Here is a 21,287-nt window from a genome sequence, read left to right as displayed (position 1 = left end):
GCTTTTATGTTCTATGTTTTTGTGCTTAGGTTAGATCTGTACTTTTTGGGGGAGCAGCCCTTAAGCTTTTTAAACATTTTGCTGAATTGTGCGTAATTGGGATACCCAACCATCCCGGCCACTTCGGATAATTGAAACTGCGGCGCATGAAGAAGCGTGACGGCTTTATTGATGCGGAAGCTCACCAGATAGGTCTGAAAGCTGCAGCCAACCTCCTTTTTAAACAAACTACTCAAGTAGCTGCGGGAAACATGAGCAACCTTGGCCAGATCCGAAAAAACAATTTCACTGTTGTAGTTTTGCGCGACATACTCTTTGACAAACTCAACGTAATCATAATGGTGAGTGATGCCTTTCAGCATTTTGACCATAAAATCGTCCTCATCCAGTTTACCCAGGCGTTTAAAATCGCGAGTAATTACCGTAATCGACTTCTCAGAAGGAATTCGTTCAAAAGCAGACCCGCCAATATAGCCCATAATGTCTGTGTTGTCGCTATACATGTACTGGACATCGACCGGCGTCTTTACCGGACCGCCATAAATCATCTTGATCAAATCCGGCTTAAGCTGATTGCAGGTATCAAAAATACGCAGTGCCTTTGATTTGGCGGCCTCCAAGGATACAACCTTCCGTGCACCCAATAACCCGCCTTCGGTCAGGCCGAGATGAGCACAGATTACATCTGCCCCCGCTTCAATCATCTGGGCCGCCTGAAGCTCATCAAATACGAACGCCACCGTAAACAAATCCTGTCGATGGGCCAGGCGTATGGCCTCAACCTCGATGTCATAACGAATTCCGTCTTCCTCCAGAGCCTCTCTGAATAATCCGTCGATCAAGCCGACCGTAGGATAGTTGTTGACTCCCGAAAACCCTCTCCTCTTGATTTCCTCTATATAATCAGCTATTTCTATGGTTGGATCATTCGCATTCAGTCCAAAGAGTACGGGAGAATGCCTCACCAGCGGCACAATTTCTCTTGACGCAAAATCCATCACCATATCATTACTGTTGCAAAACGGCAAAAAGCCGGCTAGAGAGCTCCTGCCCATCTGGCGAAACTTGCCGGAGTTCAGCATTAATATAAAATCCGCTCCACTCTGAGCTGCATACTTGGCTGTAATCCCCGTGCCTGTTGAGACACCGATGATGTGATTTCCCTCGCAGATCTGTGATTGAAGACGCTCCAGTATGACTGTTCTGTTCAAACTCCATCCGCTCCTCATCACAATTTAACAATTGTAGTTTTTGTTCCTCGATATTATTATTGTACATCATTCCATATAGCTCATTCCCTCCTACCTCGAATCGTTTTGTTACAGGGCATCAAAAAAAGCCGATTTCCCAGTTGGGGAATCGACCTTAGAACATGCTTTTGATTCATTATTGTGTGACAATGATTGGACCATTTTTAGTAAGGATAATCGTATGTTCGATTTGAGCTACATAGCTTTTTTCTGTAGCAAAGGTCCATTCGTCTTCTTTTTGATACACCTGTTCTTCTAAAGTTGAGATAAATGGTTCGAATGCAATAACCATGCCTTCTTTTAATAACTCATCATCCGATGTATCGTTATAATTATAAATATGGTCAGGTGCTTCGTGTATGTTACGTCCAACACCATGTCCTGTAAGATTTTTAATAACGGTTAATCCATGCTGTTTTGCTGTTAAGAATACCGCTTTTCCGATGCCGCTTTTTTTGGATCCAGGTTTTGCTTTCTTAAGACCTGCTTCAAATGCCAGTTTAGCAACATCGCATATTTTCGTTAATACTTCGTCTCCTTCGCCTACTACAAACGAGATTCCTGTATCAGCGAAATAGCCATTCTTCGAGCCAGAGACATCTATATTGACTAGATCTCCTTCTTGAATAACCCGCTGCCCCGGAATACCATGTGCCACTTCTTCATTAACACTAATGCAAGTAAAGCCAGGGAAATTATATGCACTTTTTGGAGCTGAGACTGCGCCTTCTTTCTCAAAAAGCTCTCCAGCTATATCATCAAGTTCCTTCGTCGTTATGCCAGGAACTGTTCTTTGTACCAATTCATCTCTAATAAAGGCAACAATTCTGCCAATTTCCTTCAAACCATTAAAGTCTTCTTCTGTTTTTGCAATCATTGTTTTCTGACCTCACTATCTTTTATCATCAATTAAATGTATAAGCTGAAACAACCAATTAGATAATCATATCCAAATGGTCAAAGCTTCGCAACTTTTTTTAAAAACTCGATTTATCAATAACACCTTGACACTAAAAAAGAAAAGCCCCTTACGTCAAAGGGGCTGAATTTCGAATTAGGCCTCTTCCTCTTCGGCCTGACTAGGTGGAGCCATCAGACCTTTGACGGCACCCATAAACGGATGGATGGATTTGATCATGCCGTAGCCCATTTTCATGACCGGCATGAATTGCTGGATCATGCCAAATAGCCGCATTCCACCTCCAAGTATACCTCCAGCCGAAGCCGCACCACCAAGCCCGCCAAACAGCGAGCCCATCATCGGTAGAAAGGACGAAACCTGCGCACGTGATACTGCGCGCGAGCGGGTAGATGGTTTGCGTGTACCATTTACCCGTTTCCGGTTCTGAGGACGACCGTTTTTGCTGCGTGAAACGACCTTTTTATTGGAACGCTGGGAACTGTCCCCTGTGGTCGCTGTGCGCGATACTTTGCCTCCTCCGGTAAGCACCACGCCTCCGCTATTGACGTCAGAAATGTAACCGATGTACGTTTCACCATTATGAAGAGTCACGCAGACGGGCCGGGCCTTATACCGCTTTGCCTTAAGGCGTATTTCGTTGGTTTTAGCCATGGATTTTCACCTCGCTCTACTGATCTACTTCAGTTTACGCGAGAAGTGGACTACTTGCCTGTGCGAATGAGACATACGTGCGGTATTCGCACTAGGAAATTGACGAGTCAAGGAAGGAGAATATGCGATATGTATTTTTCCCTTCCGCTTTAGCAAGATAGAGAGCCGCATCTGCTTTTTGAAGCAGTTCTTTTACTGTGTCGTGTTTCTCATAAAAGGCAATTCCTATGCTGGAAGTAGTATAGAGCTCCTGCCCGTCTATATTCCAGGGAAGTTGCAACGATTCTAAGATATCTTCAGCCATTTGCCTGACGTCTGAGGAGGATTGAACTTGGGGAATTACAAATACGAATTCGTCACCACCCATTCTGGTCAAAACCTCGTGTTCTCGAAGGTAAGCTCCAGCCCTCTTTACAAATTGACGAAGCAACTCATCCCCAGCATCATGCCCTAATGTATCATTAATCTGCTTAAAATTGTCTAGATCTGCAAACATGACAGCCAGCTGACCCACATCTGTTTTTTCTCCACTCAAGGCATCACTTAACATTTTATTAAGAAATCTTCGGTTAGGTGCTCCAGTTAAGGCATCATGATAACTTAATTGCTCCAATTGTATTTGGTACTTTTTTCGTTCTGTTATTTCTCTTCCGACAAGCATCATATTTTTAAAATCACCGGACTCATCGAACATCGGTGTTCCTTTTAACTCTAACCATACTGGAAATCCCTGTTCATGCTGACGCTGTATCTCATAGGTAAAGGGCTTTTGTAAAAGCAACATACTCATAAAAATCGTACGAAAATTCTCATCTACTTCATCATTCGGTTGATAGAATACCCATTTGCCTATGTATTCTTTTGGATCAAATCCAAGTACCATTTTGTGAGAAGGAGAAGCATACTCCACAATACCGTCAAGATTAATCAGTTGGATAAGATCAAGGGAGTTTTCTGCTAACAATCGATATCGCTCTTCACTTTCTTTCAAGGCCGTGAGCAACTGCCTTTGCTCAGTAATGTTTTTAGCTACTCCAAAAATACCATTGACCTTGCCTTCAAAGAACAAGGGAACTTGCTTAATTTGCAAATGAACGATATTTCCATTTTTATGATAAGCTTCGGCAACGTATTGACAGGATGCACCCTTTAAAACTTCAAAGAAAAACTGGCTAATCAAATCAAGCTGATGTAGACAAAATATATCTTTGTAAGATGAACCCATAATTTCTTCCTTTTTATAACCTAAACACTCTGTAACCCCTTCATTCACTTCAACGATCTTTGCTTCGTTGGAAACAATGAAGATGGCATCCGGATTGTAATTAATGATCGATCTAAATGCCTCAATGGACTGCTCACTCAAAAACTTCCTCATACTTCGTCCTATCCTCCGCCAGCATAGCTGTAATTAGTTAGAGTAACTTTAGATTACTTTAGCAAATTTTGTCTCAGTTTGATAATGCTAAAATTAACCAATTGATTCCGTAACCTCCTGCTAAAATTAAAGCGAATTTCCGGCTCATTCTGGAAAGTTAATCCCTTTTAAATATCGTTCTGAAAAATCAAATTTTCAATCAAGGTATTTTGTTCGTAATACTACCTTGACAGTCACAGTAGTGTGTCGTATTATACAGATGCGAGGTGATTACATGAGCCAGAATAAAATTACATCCGACCTACTACGCGGCCATACCGATACGATGATATTACGGCTCTTATCCGAAGCTGACAGATACGGGTACGAGATTGTCAAAATGATTGCCGAGCGCTCGGGTGGTGAGTACGAATTAAAAGAAGCCACCATGTACTCCAGCGTTCGGCGACTTGAAGCGGAGGGCGATATCGAGTGGTATTGGGGCGATGAATCTCAAGGTGGACGTCGTAAATATTTCAGGATTACTGAAAAGGGTAAGGCAACGCATGCCAGTAACAAAGACAACTGGGAGTACGCCAAGCGTGTTCTTGAAAACTTATTATAGGGAGTGTTGAGGTTATGAATGAGAAGTTAACCCACTATTTGAATGGCGTTTTCGCACCGTACGATGAGGTGAAAAGCGTCACCGAATTGAAAGCAGACCTTCACTCCGATTTGCAGGAGAGGTTCCGTGATCTCAAAGCCGAGGGCAAGGATGATGAAACTGCTTTTGAGATGACCATAGAGAGCATCGGTGATATTGAGCAAACAGTACAGGAGGTCGCCAACCTCTCCCGCTCTCTGGAGCGGCAGGTGGTGACGAACTTTAACGCGAGTAACCTACCAACAAGCGACTTTGCGGGCGTTATCGCCCATAAAGGACAATTTAAGTCCAGCGCGTTGCGAGGCTCTAATTTCACGAACGCCGACTTGACCGGCAGCTCGTTTGCCAGCAGCGATGTGCGGGATGCCAATTTCGACGGCGCAAATTTGACTGATTGCAACCTATCCACCCTAGACCTAGGAAATGTGAGCTTCAATCGATCGATCCTTGTACGCACAATCTTCAGCAAGTCGGGACTGGACGGAGCAAAATTCACAGGTGTAAGACTGACCGACGTCACGTTCTCCTTGACCGATCTTAGAAAAACCATTTTTCAAAACTGTATCTTTGACGGCGTGGAGTTCAAATCTTCCGATCTGGGAGGGATGTGTTTTGACGGGCAAACTTTTATCGGTGTCAAGTTTGATAAGGCAGCACTGAACGAAGTTTCGTTTAAAAATGCGACACTTAAGAACGTCTCTTTCCCGACATCTTCGTGGTCTAAAAAATATTACCGTATTATCAAAACCATCTGCTTTGACGGTGCGATGATGGATAAACTGACGTATGCCGCCCTTAAAGGCATGGATGCCAATTTGTCAAAAGTTACGGTTATCTAAGGAGGGGATCCCATGCAAAACAAGTCAATTCATGTGAATGGCCTGCAAAAATCCTTCAAGCAACTGCAAGTCCTTAAGGGCGTTGATTTCGAGGTGGAAAAAGGGAGCATCTTCGCCCTGCTCGGCTCCAACGGTGCGGGCAAAACAACCGTTGTCAAAATCCTCACCACGCTGCTCAAAAAAGATAGCGGAACCGCCACCGTAAACGGGTTCGATGTGGAAACCAAACCCGACAATGTGCGGCAAGCGATCAGTTTGACTGGGCAATTTGCCGCCGTAGACGAGATTTTAACCGGACGAGAAAATCTGATCATGATTGCCAAACTTCGATACCTCCAAAATCCCCGTCAGGTTGCGGACGATTTGCTTACACGTTTTGGCCTGACAGATGCCGCCGACCGCAGGGTGTCTACTTATTCTGGTGGTATGCGCCGCAGACTCGACATCGCCTTGAGCCTTGTGGGAAAACCGCAGATCATTTTCCTTGACGAGCCAACGACTGGACTTGACCCCGAAGCACGTATAGAGGTTTGGAAGATTGTAAAGGAGCTGTCGGCCGGAGGTACGACGGTATTCCTGACCACGCAGTATTTAGAAGAAGCGGAACAGCTTGCCGATCGAATTGCCATTCTGCATGAAGGCAGGATTATCGCTAGCGGAACACTCTCGGATCTAAAAAAGTTGATCCCGTCTACAAAGGTCGAGTATGTGGAAAAACAGCCAACATTGGAGGATATATTCCTCGCAATCATCGGCATAAAGGAGGCAAACTAAATGGAAACGGTGAAAAAACACTTTTTTAGCGATATGAGCGTTATGCTTGGACGTTCCATGCGGCATATTTTCCGCAGTATGGACACCATTATTACGGTCACCATTATGCCCATCGCGTTTATGCTGCTGTTCGTCTATGTGTTTGGTGGAGCCATTCATACCGGAACCGATAATTATGTAAATTATCTACTGCCGGGTATACTATTGATTGCTATAGCTAGCGGTATATCCTACACGTCATACCGTCTGTTCATTGATGTGCAGCGGGGCATATTCGAGCGGTTTCACTCCATGCCGATTTCACGTTCCACCTTATTATGGGGACATGTGCTGACCTCTCTGTTATCCAACTTTTTGTCGGTGATAGTCATCATTCTCGTAGCGCTCGTTATGGGCTTTCGTTCACCCGCAGGGATACTGTCATGGCTTGGGGTAGCTGGCATACTCACTCTGTTTACGCTGGCATTAACCTGGGTCGCGGCAATTGCCGGACTGTCCGCCAAATCTGTGGATGGCGCAAGCGCCTTCTCCTACCCGATTATATTCCTGCCTTTTATCAGTTCTGCTTTTGTACCAACCGAGTCGATGCCTTCTGTCGTTCGAGCCTTTGCCGAAAATCAACCGGTAACCTCCATCGTGGAAGCGATCCGGGCACTAATGTTGGGTCAGCCGGTAGGCAATGATATATGGGTCGCGCTTGCCTGGTGTGTCGGGATCTTGGTTGTAGCATATATCTTCGCAATGAGAGTGTATAAGAAGCGGGTATGATCCGTCTTGATCTGACTACTTAACAAAGAGAGATGGTGAAGAAATTCGTTCATGTCTTTGCACCAAAAAAGCGCTCCCTAATAAAGGAGCGCTGTAACTTTTCAGACTCTTCAACAATGAATAATCTATACCCCCATCTATATCTTCGCCTTCTCCTCCTCCGCCATCGACCGGATGTAGAAAGCACCCAGCACCGAGCACAGCAAGAATGAGAAGAAAGCAATCGCTGCGGCTTGTTCGCGCTCCTGGAAAACGCTGAATACCTGCTGCATGGAGACACCAAGCATCTGCGGAGAGTTGGCTCCGATCAGATAGGGCGCAGTGAAAGAGCCGATGACCCCCATGAAGACAAAGGTCAGGGCAACAAGAAATGTCTTGTACGACAGTGGGAAAATAAACCGGGTAAATAGCGTCAGTCTGCCTACACCCACGTCCTTTGCACTTTCAATGATCGATGAAGGAATGCCCGACAGCGCGGAACTGAGCAGCATCGTCGTAAATGGAATGTTGAACCACAGGTTGGCGATGATGATTCCTTTCTCGTCAAAGATGATGCGTGGCAGCGTGATTCCGACCACCTCAAGCATGCGGGCGAGCCAGCCATGGTTGCCGAGCAAGTTGATCAGACCATAAGTTGCAATGACACCAGGGATGAACAGCGGGATCATGTACGTTTTACGAATCAGATTAACGATTGGCCCCTGATTGAAGCGCATGTAGATTGCCAACGTGTAGCTGATCAAAATTACGGCAACACACGTAATGGCAGTCACCCGAAGTGTAAATACGATATTGCTGCGCATCCCTTTATCAGTGAACAGATAGGTATAGCGGCTCAGATCGTATCCACCCGAACTGTTGCTCAGACTCATGATGAAGGATTGAACAATCGGGATTATGACGACGATCAAGAGGATGGCGAAGGAGGGGAGCACCATCGCCAGGCCTGTGATCGACTGTCTGGTTTCCTTACTCATTTCGCGGCAACGTCGCTCTGCCAGCGTTTGTTAATCTCCGTGCCCAGATCCCCGATGTTGAACGTGCGGAAGCCTTCGGCCACACCGTCGAATTTATTCTGCATCTCCTGTGACATGTTGGAGAGCTCAATGCCCGGGAAACCATTCATTTTGTCAACGATTACTTCCTGCGCTTCAGGGGACAGGACAAAGTTCAGGAATTCATTGATCGCTTCCTTCTTGTCCGACTCCTGGTTGACCATCAGGTACGTTGGTCCGCCGTTGAAGCCCGGTGTGATCTGCTGCATCTTAATTGTATCCGGCAACAAACCTTCGTTCAGCTGCTGCAACACCATGTCCGACCAGGCCGGAATTATGGACACTTCGCCATTCATCAACAGATCCAGCGTGCCCTGGTTTTTCTTCGGATAGATGCCCTGGCCGTAGACATACGGTCCGATTTCTTTGAGCGTGTCGAAACCGCCGTCCCACTTCTCCATGATCGCCGGATCGGAGTTGTGAATGTCTTCTTCCGGCAGGTCCTTGTAGACAATCGTCTGCACGAACGAGCTGCCGGAACCACCCGTTGACGGGTCATTATAGGCGAACTGCTCAGGATTGGCTTTGATCCACTGCAGCAGCTCGTCCAGCGTAGTTGGCGGATTGGAGATTTTGCTGCTGTCATAGGCCAGAACCACGGCGGACGAACGATACGGAACTGCGAAGTTGTCCACATCCTTCATCGTGTCTGTGTTGACTTTGCTCAGATTAGGAATGTCCTTCTCGTTCAGCTGCTCCCAAACACCATCCTTGGTGCCCTGCGCGACGGAGGTGATTCCGTCCTCGTACAGGTCAATGTCTCCTGAGCCCTTACCCGCTTTCTTGGCAGCCACGATCCGGTCGTAGGTCGGCTCAGCGCCAGTACCGGACGGGATATAAACCAGGTTCACGTCGATATCCGGATGCTGTTTCTCAAACATCGGCTCCAGCGAATCCCACAGATCCTTGACGTTCTGAGAGCCCGTAAAGTAGAAGTTAAATTTCACCGGATCGCTCGATGCAGCAGCGCTCCCTCCGGTGGTAGTTGTACTTTTAATCTCGCTTCCGTTCCCACACCCGGCCAGCAATGACACTGATAATCCCACAACAGTCAACAATGATAAAAATGGCTTTTTCATACGCATATCATTCATCCTCCTCAGTTCGATTCATCGACCGGGAATCCGGTCATTTTCGAGATCGAGACGCCGACGTCTTTTCCTACCTGCAGCTGCTCAACGAATTCCTTGTTCAGAAAAGCACGTATAATGCCGAATTCCACCAGTTCCACGGTAACTTCGGCGTAATGTCCGAGAATCATGACCTGCTTGACCTTGCCCGCCAAAGTACCTTCTCCCATCGTAGTACTGCTCACCTGTACGTCTTCCGGTCGGACCGCAGCCGTCACCTGTCCGCTTAACCCCTTCTCGTTCGGCAGGCGAAGATGTCCAACCCGGATGCTCTCCCCTTCCGCCACCCCCTTAAGGAAATTCATTTTGCCTATAAAACCGGCGACATATAGTGAAGCGGGCTCATCGTAAATCTGCTGCGGATGAGCAATTTGCTCGATGCGCCCGTGATTCATGACGATAATGCGGTCGGACAACGACAACGCTTCTTCCTGATCATGCGTGACAAAGACCATTGTCAGCCCGGTCTTCATTTGGATCTCACGCAGCTCCTCACGCATTTCGTGCCGCAACTTGGCGTCCAACGCCGAGAAAGGCTCGTCCAATAGCAGTACCGCCGGATTCAGCAGCAGAGACCGCGCCAGCGCAACCCGCTGCTGCTGTCCACCCGAAAGCTCTGCCGGATATTTCTTCTCGAAACCTGACAATCGGACCAGCTTGAGCGCATCCTCGACCGCCGTGCGGATCTCTTCCTTCGGCATTTTGCGGATTTTCAGGCCGAAAGCCAGATTGTCATATACCGACATATGCGACCACAAGTTATAGCTCTGGAACACCATCGAGGTCGGCCGTTTCTCCGGTGGCAGTTGAATGACACTCTTGCCCTCGATCAGGATGTCACCGGAGTCCGGTTCGAGAAACCCGCCGATGCTTCGGAGTACAGTAGTTTTCCCGCACCCGGAGGGACCAAGAAGGGTGACCAGCTCGCCTTTTTTGATATCGATGTTGATGCCGCTGACACCATCACCCGTTTTGTAGCGTTTGGCTAACTCTCGTACAGACAACTGCATACTTCTGCCTCCCTTTGCTTCGATATATCGACCGAAACATGTTTATTTCATTTGAAAACCGCTTGCCAGCACGTCCGCGCTCACCAGCCGCTGGGCTGCCACCAGCAGAATAATGGTCGGCAGCGTCAGAATGATGGAGAATACGGCTCCTGCGCTGCTCGGAAAGTCGGAAATAATGGAGTACATGACGATTGGCATTGTTTTGTAATCGGGAATGCCGACCAGGAACGTGCCCTGAGCTTCGTCAAGCGAATTGAGGAACGTGAAGATCGAAGCGACCATGATGCCGGGCATTGCCATTGGCAGGGTGATGCTGCGGAACACTTTGAACGGGCTTGCCCCAACATCCCGCGCTGATTCTTCTTGCGCCTGGTGCACGTTGCGAAAGGCGGAGGTCGGAATCCAGGTCATGAACATCAGCACATTGATCATATGGATCAGCACAACGCCGAGCAGCGTATTCATCAGTCCAATCCGGTAGAAAAGAACTGCGATGGAGACGTACAACCCCATTTTCGGAAAAGCGTGCGTCAGCAGGAACGAGAACAGGAACATCCGCTTCAGCGGAAACTGGAGTCTTGCGAAGGCATACGCTGCTGGGATGCAGACGACGATGGACAGCAAGGTCACCAGAGTAGCAATGAGGAACGACAATGAGATCGACGAGACAATATCGTCCTTCGCCAGTACGAACTCCCACCATTTGAAGCCCCATACCTGGGGCAGAATATCCGGATAATTCCACTTTTCACTAAAGGCAAGCACTAGCAGATTGACCAGCGGACCCGCGAAAAAAATGGCGAACACGGTCAGCAACACAAATTCGATTATTCTTCTCGGACCTACGTGTTTCCAGTACCAAGACATGTTCCGTCCTCCCTTCCATTCGTCGATTGACGAACAATCACTTCGCTTTCGTATTCAATCAGTCGCGGCACGCTCCCCTCGCCGCTAATCAGGCGATCCAGAATCGATACCGCGTCTCGGCCGATACCAGACGCATCCACGCTGACGGTAGTCAGCGATGGGTGGTACATGCCGGCCACTTCGGTATTGTCGTAGCCCATAACGGATACTTCCTCCGGAACGCGGACGCCGCGCTCCATCAGCACCTTCATCGCCCCCAGTGCAAGCATGTCATTTGTACTGAACAGAGCGCTGTATCGTCCCTCCCGGAAGGCCACATAATGCTCCTCCATCAACTTCCGACCGGAATCGAAGCTTGATTCCGACGACTCGGCAATGGTAAACCCGTCCTGTTCAGAACTAACACCGAGGGATTCAAGCCGCTTTCGGAAGCCCTCCAATCGCAGCGAGTGGCTCCGATGCTCGCTCGGTCCGGCGATGATAAAGAATTTGCGGTGTCCGCAGTCATATAAATGCTGTGCCGCTCGTTCTCCACCGGCTTCATCGTTGCTCACAAGATGTACGACGTCCGGATCTTCCGTCGATCCGTTCACCATCAGATAAGGGATATTGAAGTTTTTGACGTAATCGATGACGTTCTTCTGCAGCCGGCTGACCAGAATGAGTCCATCCACACGCTGTTCCAGCATATAATCGGTGGAGCGCAGCGACATTTCCCTATCGGTCTTCAGGAAAATCGAGTAGCCCATCTCTTCAGCGGACATCAGTATCTCGTCAATGATTCTGCCATACAGCGTGTGGGACACAATCGGCAGCCTGTCACGGAAAACGATGACTCCGATGTTGTACGTACGCTTGGCAACCATCGCCCGGGCGACGGCGCTCGGCTTGTAGCGAAGCTGCTCGACCGCCTTCAGGACGCGATCCCGGACTTCAGGACTCGCATATCCGTTTCCGGAGATCACCCGAGAAGCGGTCGATTTCGATACACCGGCCAGTTGGGCCAGCTCCCGCAAACTATGATTCAGCTTATTGTCCAATCCCTATTCTCCTTTGCAAAATCCGTCTCTTCCCGGACAGCAATCAGCTTCGCCGGATCACGGGTTGTTATCGAGTCAACGCCCAACTGTGCAAGTCGCCGCATGTCGTCCGCCTCCGTAACCGTCCAGACGTAGATAGCCAGACCATTCCGCCGCACAGCTTCCATAAGTTCTGGCTGAACGACCTGATACGGCACGTTAATCCCAAAGCAGCCGGCTTCGTGAGCATTTGCACACGCCTTGAACACTGCCTCGTCGCAGCTCAGACTCCTGAAGCTTTGCATGTTCACATTAAGCAGTCTGCGGATGCTTGGAGCGTATCGACCGGCTTGGAGGGCCGTCTCATATTCGCAGCCGCTGAAGAACACCATCTCCGTCATCCCCATCCGTTCAATCAAGGCGGACACCGGCTCCAGAGCGCTGTCTGTTTTGATATCCAGATTCATCATTTTACCGGCTGAGCGTATCTGCTCAAGCACATCCTGAAGCGTCGGAACGGGCGCTAGTCTAGCGGTGTTCAACTCCTTCAGTGTCATTTCTGTAAGACTGCCGCAGCTCCCATCTGCCAAAGTGATATCTTCATCGTGGGCGAGCACCGGTACGCCGTCCCGAGTGGAACGGATATCGTCTTCGTAAATATCTACGCCAAGTCTTAGCGCCGCCTCAAGTGACTCGAAAGAATGATCGGGATGGCTCATGCAGCCAGTATGGGCTGTGATCAGCGGGAATTTGTTCATCGCGAGTATCCTCCTTCTTCGAAATAGATCGCGTTGGTAAAGGCGATCAGCACATGGGCTCCTCGTACGGTTCCCCATAGCTCGGCGCGAATCCACCTGCGGGGAATATCTGGAGCTGACTCCCTCAGTTGGGCTTCGAGTTGCATCATCTGTCCGTCCGATGAAGACGGAACTTCAAGGTTAAGCTCCTCGCCCAGATTGGAATACAGCTTCAATTTGCAGACCTGGTTCGGTAGCGACCACAGTCCGGTGCGGACCGAGAAGTCCAGCGTCAAGTTCGCCCGGATCGGCTCCTCTGCAGTTTCCCGTCTCTCGTCTGCCGTTGGAAACGTAGAGCCGATTGCATAGATTGCACCTCCAGCGGCCAGTGTCAGGGTCAGCAGAGGACCTATCGTTACGGACGCGCGCCCTTCTCGCAGCGCTTGGATAAGCATTTCTTCATGGAGCGAAAGGGCTGTCGAATCCCCGTTCCCCGCCACTGCGTCGTCCTCGATGCCGAGGTAAGTCACCGAGATCGGATCGTCTGTCTCGCCCTGCGCATGCCAGTCCCTGCCTGAAGTGGCCGCGATCCGATATCCTTCATTCAGTTTCTCCGTCCACAGATCAAATGCACGCCGATTGTTCGTCTGAATGGAAGGGAACGTGCCGGACCAGACTTCAATGTAATCAACGGCGGACCAGTTCCCAATCTCGTATTCCCAGAAACAACCCGTACACGCCGGACTTCCGATCCGGAAGGGATGAGCAAGCCCAGCGATTCCACCAAGGCGATGCACGTTCTCGATCCCCTCATCGATTCCATCCCGATTCGCTTGACGCCAATCAGCAAAAGCGCTCAGTCCGATCGTCACCATATGGCCGTGAAAAGTTGTCCATTCCATGCCGGGGATGATTCGTAGTCCGTATTTCTGCTCGATTTCTGCTTTGCCGCTCAAACCGGACATCGTGTTGTGATCGGTCAGCGCGATGGCGTCGAAGCCCAGATTAGCTGCTCCCGCTGCCAGTTCTCCCAGCGTCTGACTGCCATCGCTGTGCAGCGTATGCGTATGCAGTTCACAGGCGAACCACTTCATATCGAGTCCTCCTCTGTCGTCCAGACTTCCAGCCGATAAGCGCACGTATCGGTCACGATGCAGTGCAGGCTTAATGTGACGCTCCAAGGCCCCGGAACCAGCTCGCCCGCCATTAGGCCGGGAGAAGCTTCTCCCTCCGATACGTATAGATCCTGCACCTCGTCTTGGCGGTGGCACGCCCCTCGGTATCCCCGCGCATCATCCAGCGAGAGTGTGATCAGATTTTTCAGAGGGAGATGATGGTCGGCATTGGCAATCGCGTATTCCCGATTTTGCGGCAAAATGTATAGATCGTAACTGTCCTTGAGCAGCCGTAGCGCCTTCTCCCGATTCTCGAGCGTTTTCGGCGTATATTGTAGTCGCAGGTTCAGCTTTCCACAGCCCTCTTCCAATTCAAAAGGAATGCGGATATGTGTTTTGGAATCCTCGGGAGATGCGTATCCTTGCAGATCCAGCAGCTTCATTGCGCCGCACCACCTTTCATTATTCCGTTATATTGATGACTTGCGTGATACACTTCCCCTGAATGTGGGACCGTTCCCACATCTAATACTTATGTTACGGGTTAAAAATCAAATCCGTATCTGCATCGTGTTAATATTCTGTAAATGCAAAAAAGACCAAACTTCTATTAAAAGAAGACCGGTCTTTTTATCTTTTTATCGCTAGATTGTTTTCGCACGGCATACGAGGGGCAGCTCGTAAAGATTCTCTTGAATGGATTCTTAAAATCGATTGATTGAAAATGTAGAAATGTTATGTTCCGTTTTCCCTGATATAATCAAATCACTTAAAATCTGTCCAACTACACTGCTGAATTTAAAGCCATGTCCTGAGAAACCGGATGCAATGGCAACGTTAGGATAGTTAGGATGTGTATCGATAATGAAATCTTCGTCAGGAGTCATTGTGTACATACACGTTTTACCGAACTTCAATTCTTGTGCAGAGGGCATATAGTGATGTAAAAATTGTTTTAAATCTGTTGTGTCTTCCTTTAGTTCACCAAATCCCTGGATGGCTTCATCTGGATCGATTGTATCTCCTCCATCATGTCGGCCTAATTTTAATCCGGAACCATCGATGCTTGGGAAACCATAATAATGTCCGTTAGATGTTTCGAAGGAAAAGGCTGGGAACTCCTTATGATTATATAAATCTTCATTAGTATCAAACCAGGCAAATGTTTTTCTTATAGGGTTAAGAGGAAGATTTAGATCCAACATGGAAAGAAGACTTCCTGACCAGGCCCCTGCCGAAACTACTAATGCATCTGCGCTAAAAGTATGATCATCGGTTTTGATGTTAACTCTTTGATCATGAACCATGATTTCTTTTACTTTGCTATTGGTTATGATGGTCGCTCCGTTCTGCTCTGCGAGTTCTCGATAGGCTTCGATGCACTCCTCACATTTCAGCACTCCTGAAGTTGGTTCGTAACAGCCGATGTAGTTGTTCGGTAAAGTGATGCCTGGCCAGCGCTTATTTACTTCAATGGAATCTAAAATTTCAAGTGGCAATGAATATGTTTTTGAGCTTGAAATGATATTTTGGATAAAATCTGTTTTCTCGTAACCCACGTTTAGAACCCCGGTAGGGAGAAATAACTGTTTTCCCGACACTTTTGCTAAGTCATTCCATAATTCTTGAGACTTGAGCGCCAACGGAACATAATTTTCACCTTCACCATACGCGTGTCGAATGATTCTCGTCTCTCCGTGATGACTGCCTTTGTTATGGGGCGGGTTAAAAGAATCGATTAATAATGTACTTTTCCCACTCTTGGATAAAAAATAACCCGCCGCCATCCCCATTGAACCTGCTCCTATTACGATTACGTCATAATGCATTGTAAGTAACCTCCCTGTAAGAAATCCCCATGTAACTTAAGTATTACGTATGGCTAGATTCTTCTATATTACTAAATGATATTATCACTTAACAATTGCGCTATCCTGGGCATGATACCCAAGTCATAATAAAAAAACCGCATAACAACGCGGTTTTCTTAGATTCATAAATTTATTACTGAGCCGTTAAAATCAGCGGTCCATCCGACGTGATTGCGATCGTATGCTCATATTGTGCCGACAACTTGCCGTCGGCCGTTCTCGCCGTCCAATGATCTTCGTCGATCGTGATACGGAACGTACCTTCGTTAATCATCGGTTCAATGGTAAACACCATGCCTTCTTTTAATCGAATGCCTTTGCCGGCTACGCCGATATGCTCATAGGTCGGTTCCTCGTGTAGGCTCCGACCGATTCCGTGCGCCAACAGATCGCGTACGACCGAATACCCGTGAGCTTCCGCATGCTTTTGAATCGCCGACGTTATATCGCCGAGTCGGCCCCCGGGTACAGCCTGGGCAATTCCCAGATCCAAGCATTCCTTTGTCACCTTCATTAATTTTTGCGCTTCCGGCCGAATATTGCCCACCGCATAGCTCATGCACGAGTCGCCAAACCATCCTCCGTATTCCGCGACGATGTCGAGTTTCAGCAAGTCACCGTCCTGAAGAACCCGGTTCGAGGGAATGCCGTGGGCTACGACATCGTTGATCGAAATGCAGGTTTCGGCGGGAAAACCATTATACCCTTTCGTAAACTGCTTGCCACCCAGCTTGGTGATGTGTCTGGCAACAAAATCATTGATTTCTAGCGTGGTGATGCCGGGCTCAATGAGTTTGGTCACCTCGCGGTAGCAGTCCGCAACGATTTGGCTCGCCGGCTTCATTTCTTCAATTTCCCTAGGTGATTTTATAATGATCATCTTTTGTTTATTCACTCCTCATCCATCCTATAATTTTAATATCCGGACGATATCCATCGCCTCTTCGTGCAGCTTGTCGCGACGCATCGATAGCGAGGCGCAGCCAACCAAGGCGGCCAGCAGCATTTCCGCGCGCTGCAGTCCATAGGGCTGCTCCGCCGCTTTCCCGCCGGAAGCGGCATCCCCGTCTGACGCATGCCCGGTGTCCACCAGCGCGGCAAATGGCGCAACCACTTCATGCCGAAAAGCGGCCAAGAGTGTGGCTGATCGAGCTTCAGGTAGCGAGGCAAAACCCTCAACAGCCAGCTTATGCAGCAAGTATAGGGCGTGGTCCTCCGCCCAAAGCTGCAGCAACTGGACGCTGGCTGCCGCGACGGGGCCAAGTTCTGCGGAAGCGGTCGTTTCATGGCTTTCCCGGCTGGAATTCGTCGCAATCGCATTCCCGGTGTGCACGGCAGCACCCAAGACGAAGGGCCCACTCGCTGGCTCCTCGCCCAAAGCCGAATCGCGCGGGGCATCTGGCCATCCCTCGGCCCGCTCCAATGCGTCCCACAGGAGATCGTTGAGCAAATCGCCCTTATTGCTGTAATAATGATATACCGTGCCATACCCGAGTCCAGCCTGAGCGGCCACATCTCGGATTTCCAGTAAAGGCCCTTTATTCAAAAACACATCGGCAGCGGCTTTACGGATTTGCGCCAGACGCCGCAGCCGGATTTCTTCGTTTTGTTCTTTCGTGCGTGGAGTCATCTCGTCGGATCACCTCTTTTTTTGACCTACTATTATGTCAATATAAAACATTAGCTTGCGAATAACAAGAGAAATGCTGTTACTGAAGCTCTATTGCATTCACTTTTATTTACTGTGTTAGTAAGATAATATTATTAAGAAAGAAAAAAAAGCGTATATACTCCAATTAAATTACTTTTCAGAACGGAGATAGAAAATATGAAGAAGTCACAGGTATATGCAGTAACAGATCGTCTACATATTAGGCAATTTGGCTTGCAGGATACGCTGCCTTTCTACGAGTACCGAGCAAATCCAACCATTTCCCAGTTCCAATCCTGGGAGAACTATTCGTATGAGGATGCCGAATTGTTTGTTGACAAGCAAATGAACCACACTCCTAATCAGCCAGGTACATGGTTTCAATTCGCTCTTGCCTTAGCGGATTCGGATCTGCTTATTGGAGATTGCGCTCTGCATACACCCCTTAATGAACCGAGAATTGTAGAGATTGGGTTCACTCTCTCACCTGAGCATCAAGGGCATGGATATATCCATGAAGCGCTAAAGGCATTGTTGGATTATATTTTTAAAACACTGGGCAAACACAAGGTGATTGCATTTACGGATGTACGGAATGACAAATCCATTCGCGTTCTTGAACGCTTAGGCATGAGGCGTGAAGGGCATATGTTGCAAAATTACATGTCAAAAGGAAACTGGGTGGACGAGTATCAGTATGCCATTCTCCAATCGGAGTGGTTAATTGACTGATCACTTCATAACGAATGAATTGCTGCATGGGCTGATCATGATTTAACACACATCGCAAAGATCGTTTGGATAATGGCCAAAAGAAACGATTCGGAGGTGGGACCTTGGGAAGAATATTTGGTTATTTTAAAATAAAGACCACTCCATATGTCGTCCCATATCTCTTCATTATTAAAAAAAGAACAGACGTATTACGGGGTGCCCCAAGCGAGTACCCGGTTTAATACGTCTGTTTTTTAACGAGTAACAACGTATTTTACGATACCATCGTTTTGCAGATCTGCATTACCAGGCGTACACGCCCTTCTCATCCAAGAACTCTCCGTTATGATGTTTGCCATCTGTCGCATAACCCACGATTATCGCAGCAGCTGCTTCTTTTGATTTACCGCCTTCGGCATTACCGTTAAGGTCTGTTGATGTGAATCCAGGCGTTACCGCAAATACTTGAGCCCTGCTGCTTTTGAGTTCATATGCCATCGAAACTGTCATGGCGTTGTTGGCGGTTTTGGATGAATTATAGTCAAATGCGTTTAAAGTAAATCCCGTATTTTGCATATGATCCAGCGAAGCCATGTCGGTCGATACATTAACGATTGTGCCTTCGTTATCTTTGATTAACGGGAACAAACGCTGGTTCAGACGGAAGGTTCCGAAAAAGTTGACTTCGAAAGCGTTCCTCAGATCCTCCTCTTTGGTATCCGTAAATGAACGCGAGAAAGCACCAGGCATACCCGCATTATTGATCAGAAGTTTGAAGTCCGGATAATCCTTAGTAATCGTATCGGCCGACCTTTTGATGCTTTCCAAGTCACTCATATCGATTTGCACAAACTCTATGTCTAACCCCTCGGAAATTAACTCGGAAACAGCCGCTTCCCCCCGTTCAGCGCTGCGTGCACCAAGGAGGACTTTCCAGCCGGCCTGACCTAACTGCTTAACGATTTCAAATCCGATACCTTTATTTGCTCCAGTTACAAAAGCGATTTTTTTCATGTGAATCCTCTTTTCTCTAATTTGATTTTCATTAACAATGTATAAGTTACTATGCTACACTTAGTGTAGGTCAACCATAAATTTTGATAAAAGAGGGTTAGCATGTTAACAATTGGAGAAGTAGCGAAGAAAGTCGATATCGCTGTCGGGGCGATACGTTTTTACGAAAGAAAGGGCCTGTTGAAGCCTGCTGCGCGCAGTGAGCAGAATAACCGTCTTTACACGGAAGATGATCTGAATTGGCTGGTTTTTATCAAATGTCTTCGCGAAACGGGGATGAGTGTGGAGGACATTAAAACGTATTATGACAAGGTAAATGAAGGAACCTCAACTCTGCCTGAAAGAACCAAACTGATTCAAGATCAAAGGCAAAAGCTGTTGGAAGATATCGAGCAGAAAAAAGCGCAGCTCGTTCATCTGGATCACAAACTGGAGCGCTATTATCGTGGAGAAAATTATTAAGATAAGTCTTGTCCTAAAGATAAAACTTTTGAATTTCATGTAATATCAAGTACTCTTTTGCACTATTTTCTTGTTTATTATGGGACAATAACTTGGTTCCTTAAAGCAAAAAAAGCCGCTAATTCAGCGACTTTGAATGGTACTATATACGATTATGGAATATGAAGATTAGACCTTAGCAAAATGATTCATAATTGTATCGGCGGCTCGCTTATAACCACCGGCCTGCCGTAAAGATTCGCCGATGAGGTAAGCCTGCTGTTTATAAAGAGGGTTTCTTAGTACTTCTGCTAATGCCTCTCTCAAACCAGTTGTGGTGAGGTTATGCTTATCTAAAGTGATACCCGCGCCCAGCTCCTCTACCCGACTGGCTACAAGAGGCTGATCCGACGTTAATGGAATCATCACCAATGGAACGTTGTAATAAAGCGCCTCACTAGTGCTGTTCATTCCGGCATGTGTAATAAAAACATCCGTATGCTGCAGCATATCCAACTGTGCGATGTATGGCTTGACGATAAAATTATCTGGAATTCGATCAGCCAGTGGCTCCATATCGGTGTATTTTCCAGAAGATAGTACAACATTCACCGGCAAATCCCCAAATGCTTCAAAGCAAAGCTGATAAAAATCCAGGTTTTTATTTATAATGGTTCCCATGGCAATGTACACCGTTTGCGGGTAACGTTCACGAAGCAGCTCGAACGAGAAGGTCGGAGCATCTTGACGCGGTATGATCGAAGGACCCGTGAAAATAAAACTATCATCCAGCTTTTCTGCCTGCGGCTGAAAATAACGGCTTGTATACACGAGCTTTAACCGACCTGCATGTGCCGGAATCTCTTCCATGGCTGGAATATTCACTTGGAACTCTTGGGCCAACTCACGCGTTATCTTCATCGTGGCCTCATACAGTTCCATCGTATCGGCATCATCCTTCTCATTCAAATCTTGGCCAGAACCTAAGGGCTCTGCGAAAGCAAAGGAGGCAATCGAACACACCGCTGGAATTCCCAGCTTTTCGGCAAGAATAGTCCCACCCCAGCCCATCAGGGAATCAAAGATCAAATAATCGAACTTTTGATGTTCTATCGCTCGAAGCACAGCGGGGATCACCCTCCGAATGATACCGCCTACCATCATATAAATGAATTGATAAGAATGCTTGTACTCCTGTGGCTTCAGTACTGGATCATGCGAGAAGGCATCTTGCGGAAATGGATAGGTAATTAACTGGGCTCCGCTTTGTTCAATTCGGGAACGGTACTCCTCCGTGCACACATAGACAACTTCCTCGCCATTGTTCCTCAACTGAGTAACTAATCCTAACGACGGATTCACATGGCCTTCAGCCGGAGTAATTACAACCAACACACGTGCCATCTTTTCCACCTCCCAATTTCAATAAGTACCCCCG

Annotated in this window: 23 protein-coding genes; 6 read left to right on the top strand and 17 right to left on the bottom strand. The window is 47.7% G+C overall.

Going from position 1 to position 21,287, the window contains the following annotated elements; genetic code table 11:
* Positions 1–11: 11 nt before the first annotated feature.
* From HW560_RS20305 to HW560_RS20290, 4 genes are all read right to left on the bottom strand, one after another.
* Entirely contained in the window at positions 12–1,211 is a 1,200-nt protein-coding gene (locus tag HW560_RS20305) for a phosphoenolpyruvate hydrolase family protein (RefSeq protein WP_257031385.1), read from the bottom strand.
* Positions 1,212–1,386: 175 nt separating this feature from the next.
* Positions 1,387–2,127 carry a type I methionyl aminopeptidase gene (gene map / locus HW560_RS20300; protein ID WP_179264463.1) on the bottom strand — a complete coding sequence of 247 codons (741 nt, stop codon included), beginning with the start codon at positions 2,125–2,127 and terminating at the stop codon, positions 1,387–1,389.
* Positions 2,128–2,304: 177 nt separating this feature from the next.
* Positions 2,305–2,823, bottom strand: coding sequence for a hypothetical protein (locus HW560_RS20295; RefSeq protein WP_179264461.1), 519 nt, complete (start codon positions 2,821–2,823; stop codon positions 2,305–2,307).
* A 91-nt stretch (positions 2,824–2,914) separates the two neighbouring features.
* Positions 2,915–4,189, bottom strand: coding sequence for a sensor domain-containing protein (locus HW560_RS20290; protein WP_179264459.1), 1,275 nt, complete (start codon positions 4,187–4,189; stop codon positions 2,915–2,917).
* 286 nt (positions 4,190–4,475) lie between these two features.
* On the opposite strand from HW560_RS20290, the gene HW560_RS20285 reads away from it, so the two are divergent.
* The 4 genes from HW560_RS20285 to HW560_RS20270 are packed head-to-tail and all read left to right on the top strand — an operon-like array spanning position 4,476 to position 7,225.
* Complete coding sequence (locus HW560_RS20285) at positions 4,476–4,805, top strand: PadR family transcriptional regulator (RefSeq protein ID WP_090899236.1); 330 nt, start codon at positions 4,476–4,478, stop codon at positions 4,803–4,805.
* A gap of 14 nt (positions 4,806–4,819) precedes the next feature.
* Entirely contained in the window at positions 4,820–5,683 is an 864-nt protein-coding gene (locus tag HW560_RS20280; RefSeq protein WP_090899238.1) for a pentapeptide repeat-containing protein, read from the top strand.
* 12 nt (positions 5,684–5,695) lie between these two features.
* Positions 5,696–6,457 carry an ABC transporter ATP-binding protein gene (locus tag HW560_RS20275; RefSeq protein WP_179264457.1) on the top strand — a complete coding sequence of 254 codons (762 nt, stop codon included), beginning with the start codon at positions 5,696–5,698 and terminating at the stop codon, positions 6,455–6,457.
* On the top strand, positions 6,458–7,225 hold the full coding sequence (locus tag HW560_RS20270; protein WP_090899244.1) for an ABC transporter permease: 768 nt from the start codon (positions 6,458–6,460) through the stop codon (positions 7,223–7,225). It begins immediately after the preceding gene.
* 137 nt (positions 7,226–7,362) lie between these two features.
* Here the strand turns inward: HW560_RS20270 and HW560_RS20265 are convergent, their stop codons facing one another.
* The 11 genes from HW560_RS20265 to HW560_RS20215 form a co-directional block, all read right to left on the bottom strand.
* Positions 7,363–8,202 (bottom strand): ABC transporter permease, encoded by an 840-nt coding sequence (locus HW560_RS20265; protein WP_179264455.1) that lies wholly within the window; start codon positions 8,200–8,202, stop codon positions 7,363–7,365.
* Positions 8,199–9,365 carry an extracellular solute-binding protein gene (locus HW560_RS20260; RefSeq protein ID WP_179264453.1) on the bottom strand — a complete coding sequence of 389 codons (1,167 nt, stop codon included), beginning with the start codon at positions 9,363–9,365 and terminating at the stop codon, positions 8,199–8,201. Before HW560_RS20260 ends, HW560_RS20265 begins: the two co-directional genes overlap by 4 nt.
* Before the next feature lie 14 nt (positions 9,366–9,379).
* Complete coding sequence (locus HW560_RS20255; RefSeq protein ID WP_179264451.1) at positions 9,380–10,420, bottom strand: ABC transporter ATP-binding protein; 1,041 nt, start codon at positions 10,418–10,420, stop codon at positions 9,380–9,382.
* 42 nt (positions 10,421–10,462) lie between these two features.
* Positions 10,463–11,287, bottom strand: a complete 825-nt coding sequence (locus HW560_RS20250) for an ABC transporter permease (protein ID WP_179264449.1) — start codon at positions 11,285–11,287, stop codon at positions 10,463–10,465.
* Complete coding sequence (locus HW560_RS20245; protein ID WP_306459248.1) at positions 11,263–12,303, bottom strand: LacI family DNA-binding transcriptional regulator; 1,041 nt, start codon at positions 12,301–12,303, stop codon at positions 11,263–11,265. The genes HW560_RS20250 and HW560_RS20245 overlap by 25 nt, the downstream gene beginning before the upstream one ends.
* An 8-nt stretch (positions 12,304–12,311) precedes the next feature.
* Positions 12,312–13,064: a glycerophosphodiester phosphodiesterase gene (locus HW560_RS20240; RefSeq protein WP_090899259.1), complete on the bottom strand. Its 753-nt coding sequence runs from the start codon at positions 13,062–13,064 to the stop codon at positions 12,312–12,314.
* Positions 13,061–14,137: a CehA/McbA family metallohydrolase gene (locus tag HW560_RS20235; protein WP_179264447.1), complete on the bottom strand. Its 1,077-nt coding sequence runs from the start codon at positions 14,135–14,137 to the stop codon at positions 13,061–13,063. The genes HW560_RS20240 and HW560_RS20235 overlap by 4 nt, the downstream gene beginning before the upstream one ends.
* Positions 14,134–14,601, bottom strand: a complete 468-nt coding sequence (locus HW560_RS20230) for a hypothetical protein (RefSeq protein WP_090899265.1) — start codon at positions 14,599–14,601, stop codon at positions 14,134–14,136. Before HW560_RS20230 ends, HW560_RS20235 begins: the two co-directional genes overlap by 4 nt.
* A 261-nt stretch (positions 14,602–14,862) precedes the next feature.
* Positions 14,863–15,987, bottom strand: a complete 1,125-nt coding sequence (gene solA / locus HW560_RS20225; RefSeq protein WP_090899268.1) for an N-methyl-L-tryptophan oxidase — start codon at positions 15,985–15,987, stop codon at positions 14,863–14,865.
* 175 nt (positions 15,988–16,162) lie between these two features.
* Entirely contained in the window at positions 16,163–16,909 is a 747-nt protein-coding gene (gene map / locus HW560_RS20220) for a type I methionyl aminopeptidase (protein WP_179265868.1), read from the bottom strand.
* A gap of 27 nt (positions 16,910–16,936) precedes the next feature.
* Positions 16,937–17,659: a TetR/AcrR family transcriptional regulator gene (locus HW560_RS20215; protein WP_179264445.1), complete on the bottom strand. Its 723-nt coding sequence runs from the start codon at positions 17,657–17,659 to the stop codon at positions 16,937–16,939.
* A 198-nt stretch (positions 17,660–17,857) separates the two neighbouring features.
* On the opposite strand from HW560_RS20215, the gene HW560_RS20210 reads away from it, so the two are divergent.
* Positions 17,858–18,412 carry a GNAT family N-acetyltransferase gene (locus HW560_RS20210; RefSeq protein ID WP_090899276.1) on the top strand — a complete coding sequence of 185 codons (555 nt, stop codon included), beginning with the start codon at positions 17,858–17,860 and terminating at the stop codon, positions 18,410–18,412.
* Between the two features lie 285 nt (positions 18,413–18,697).
* Here the strand turns inward: HW560_RS20210 and HW560_RS20205 are convergent, their stop codons facing one another.
* A complete protein-coding gene (locus HW560_RS20205) occupies positions 18,698–19,408 on the bottom strand; it encodes an SDR family NAD(P)-dependent oxidoreductase (RefSeq protein ID WP_179264443.1) in 711 nt (236 codons plus the stop codon).
* A 102-nt stretch (positions 19,409–19,510) separates the two neighbouring features.
* Here HW560_RS20205 and HW560_RS20200 point away from each other — a divergent pair, with 102 nt between their 5' ends.
* Positions 19,511–19,870 (top strand): MerR family transcriptional regulator, encoded by a 360-nt coding sequence (locus HW560_RS20200; protein ID WP_090899282.1) that lies wholly within the window; start codon positions 19,511–19,513, stop codon positions 19,868–19,870.
* Positions 19,871–20,038: 168 nt separating this feature from the next.
* Here HW560_RS20200 and HW560_RS20195 read toward each other — a convergent pair whose 3' ends face one another.
* Positions 20,039–21,253: a macrolide family glycosyltransferase gene (locus HW560_RS20195; RefSeq protein WP_179264442.1), complete on the bottom strand. Its 1,215-nt coding sequence runs from the start codon at positions 21,251–21,253 to the stop codon at positions 20,039–20,041.
* Positions 21,254–21,287 lie beyond the last annotated feature (34 nt).

Source organism: Paenibacillus sp. E222 (genome assembly GCF_013401555.1).
GTDB lineage: Bacteria > Bacillota > Bacilli > Paenibacillales > Paenibacillaceae > Paenibacillus.
Note: the sequence above shows the minus strand (reverse complement) of the source record. Positions and strands in the feature narration are given on the sequence as shown.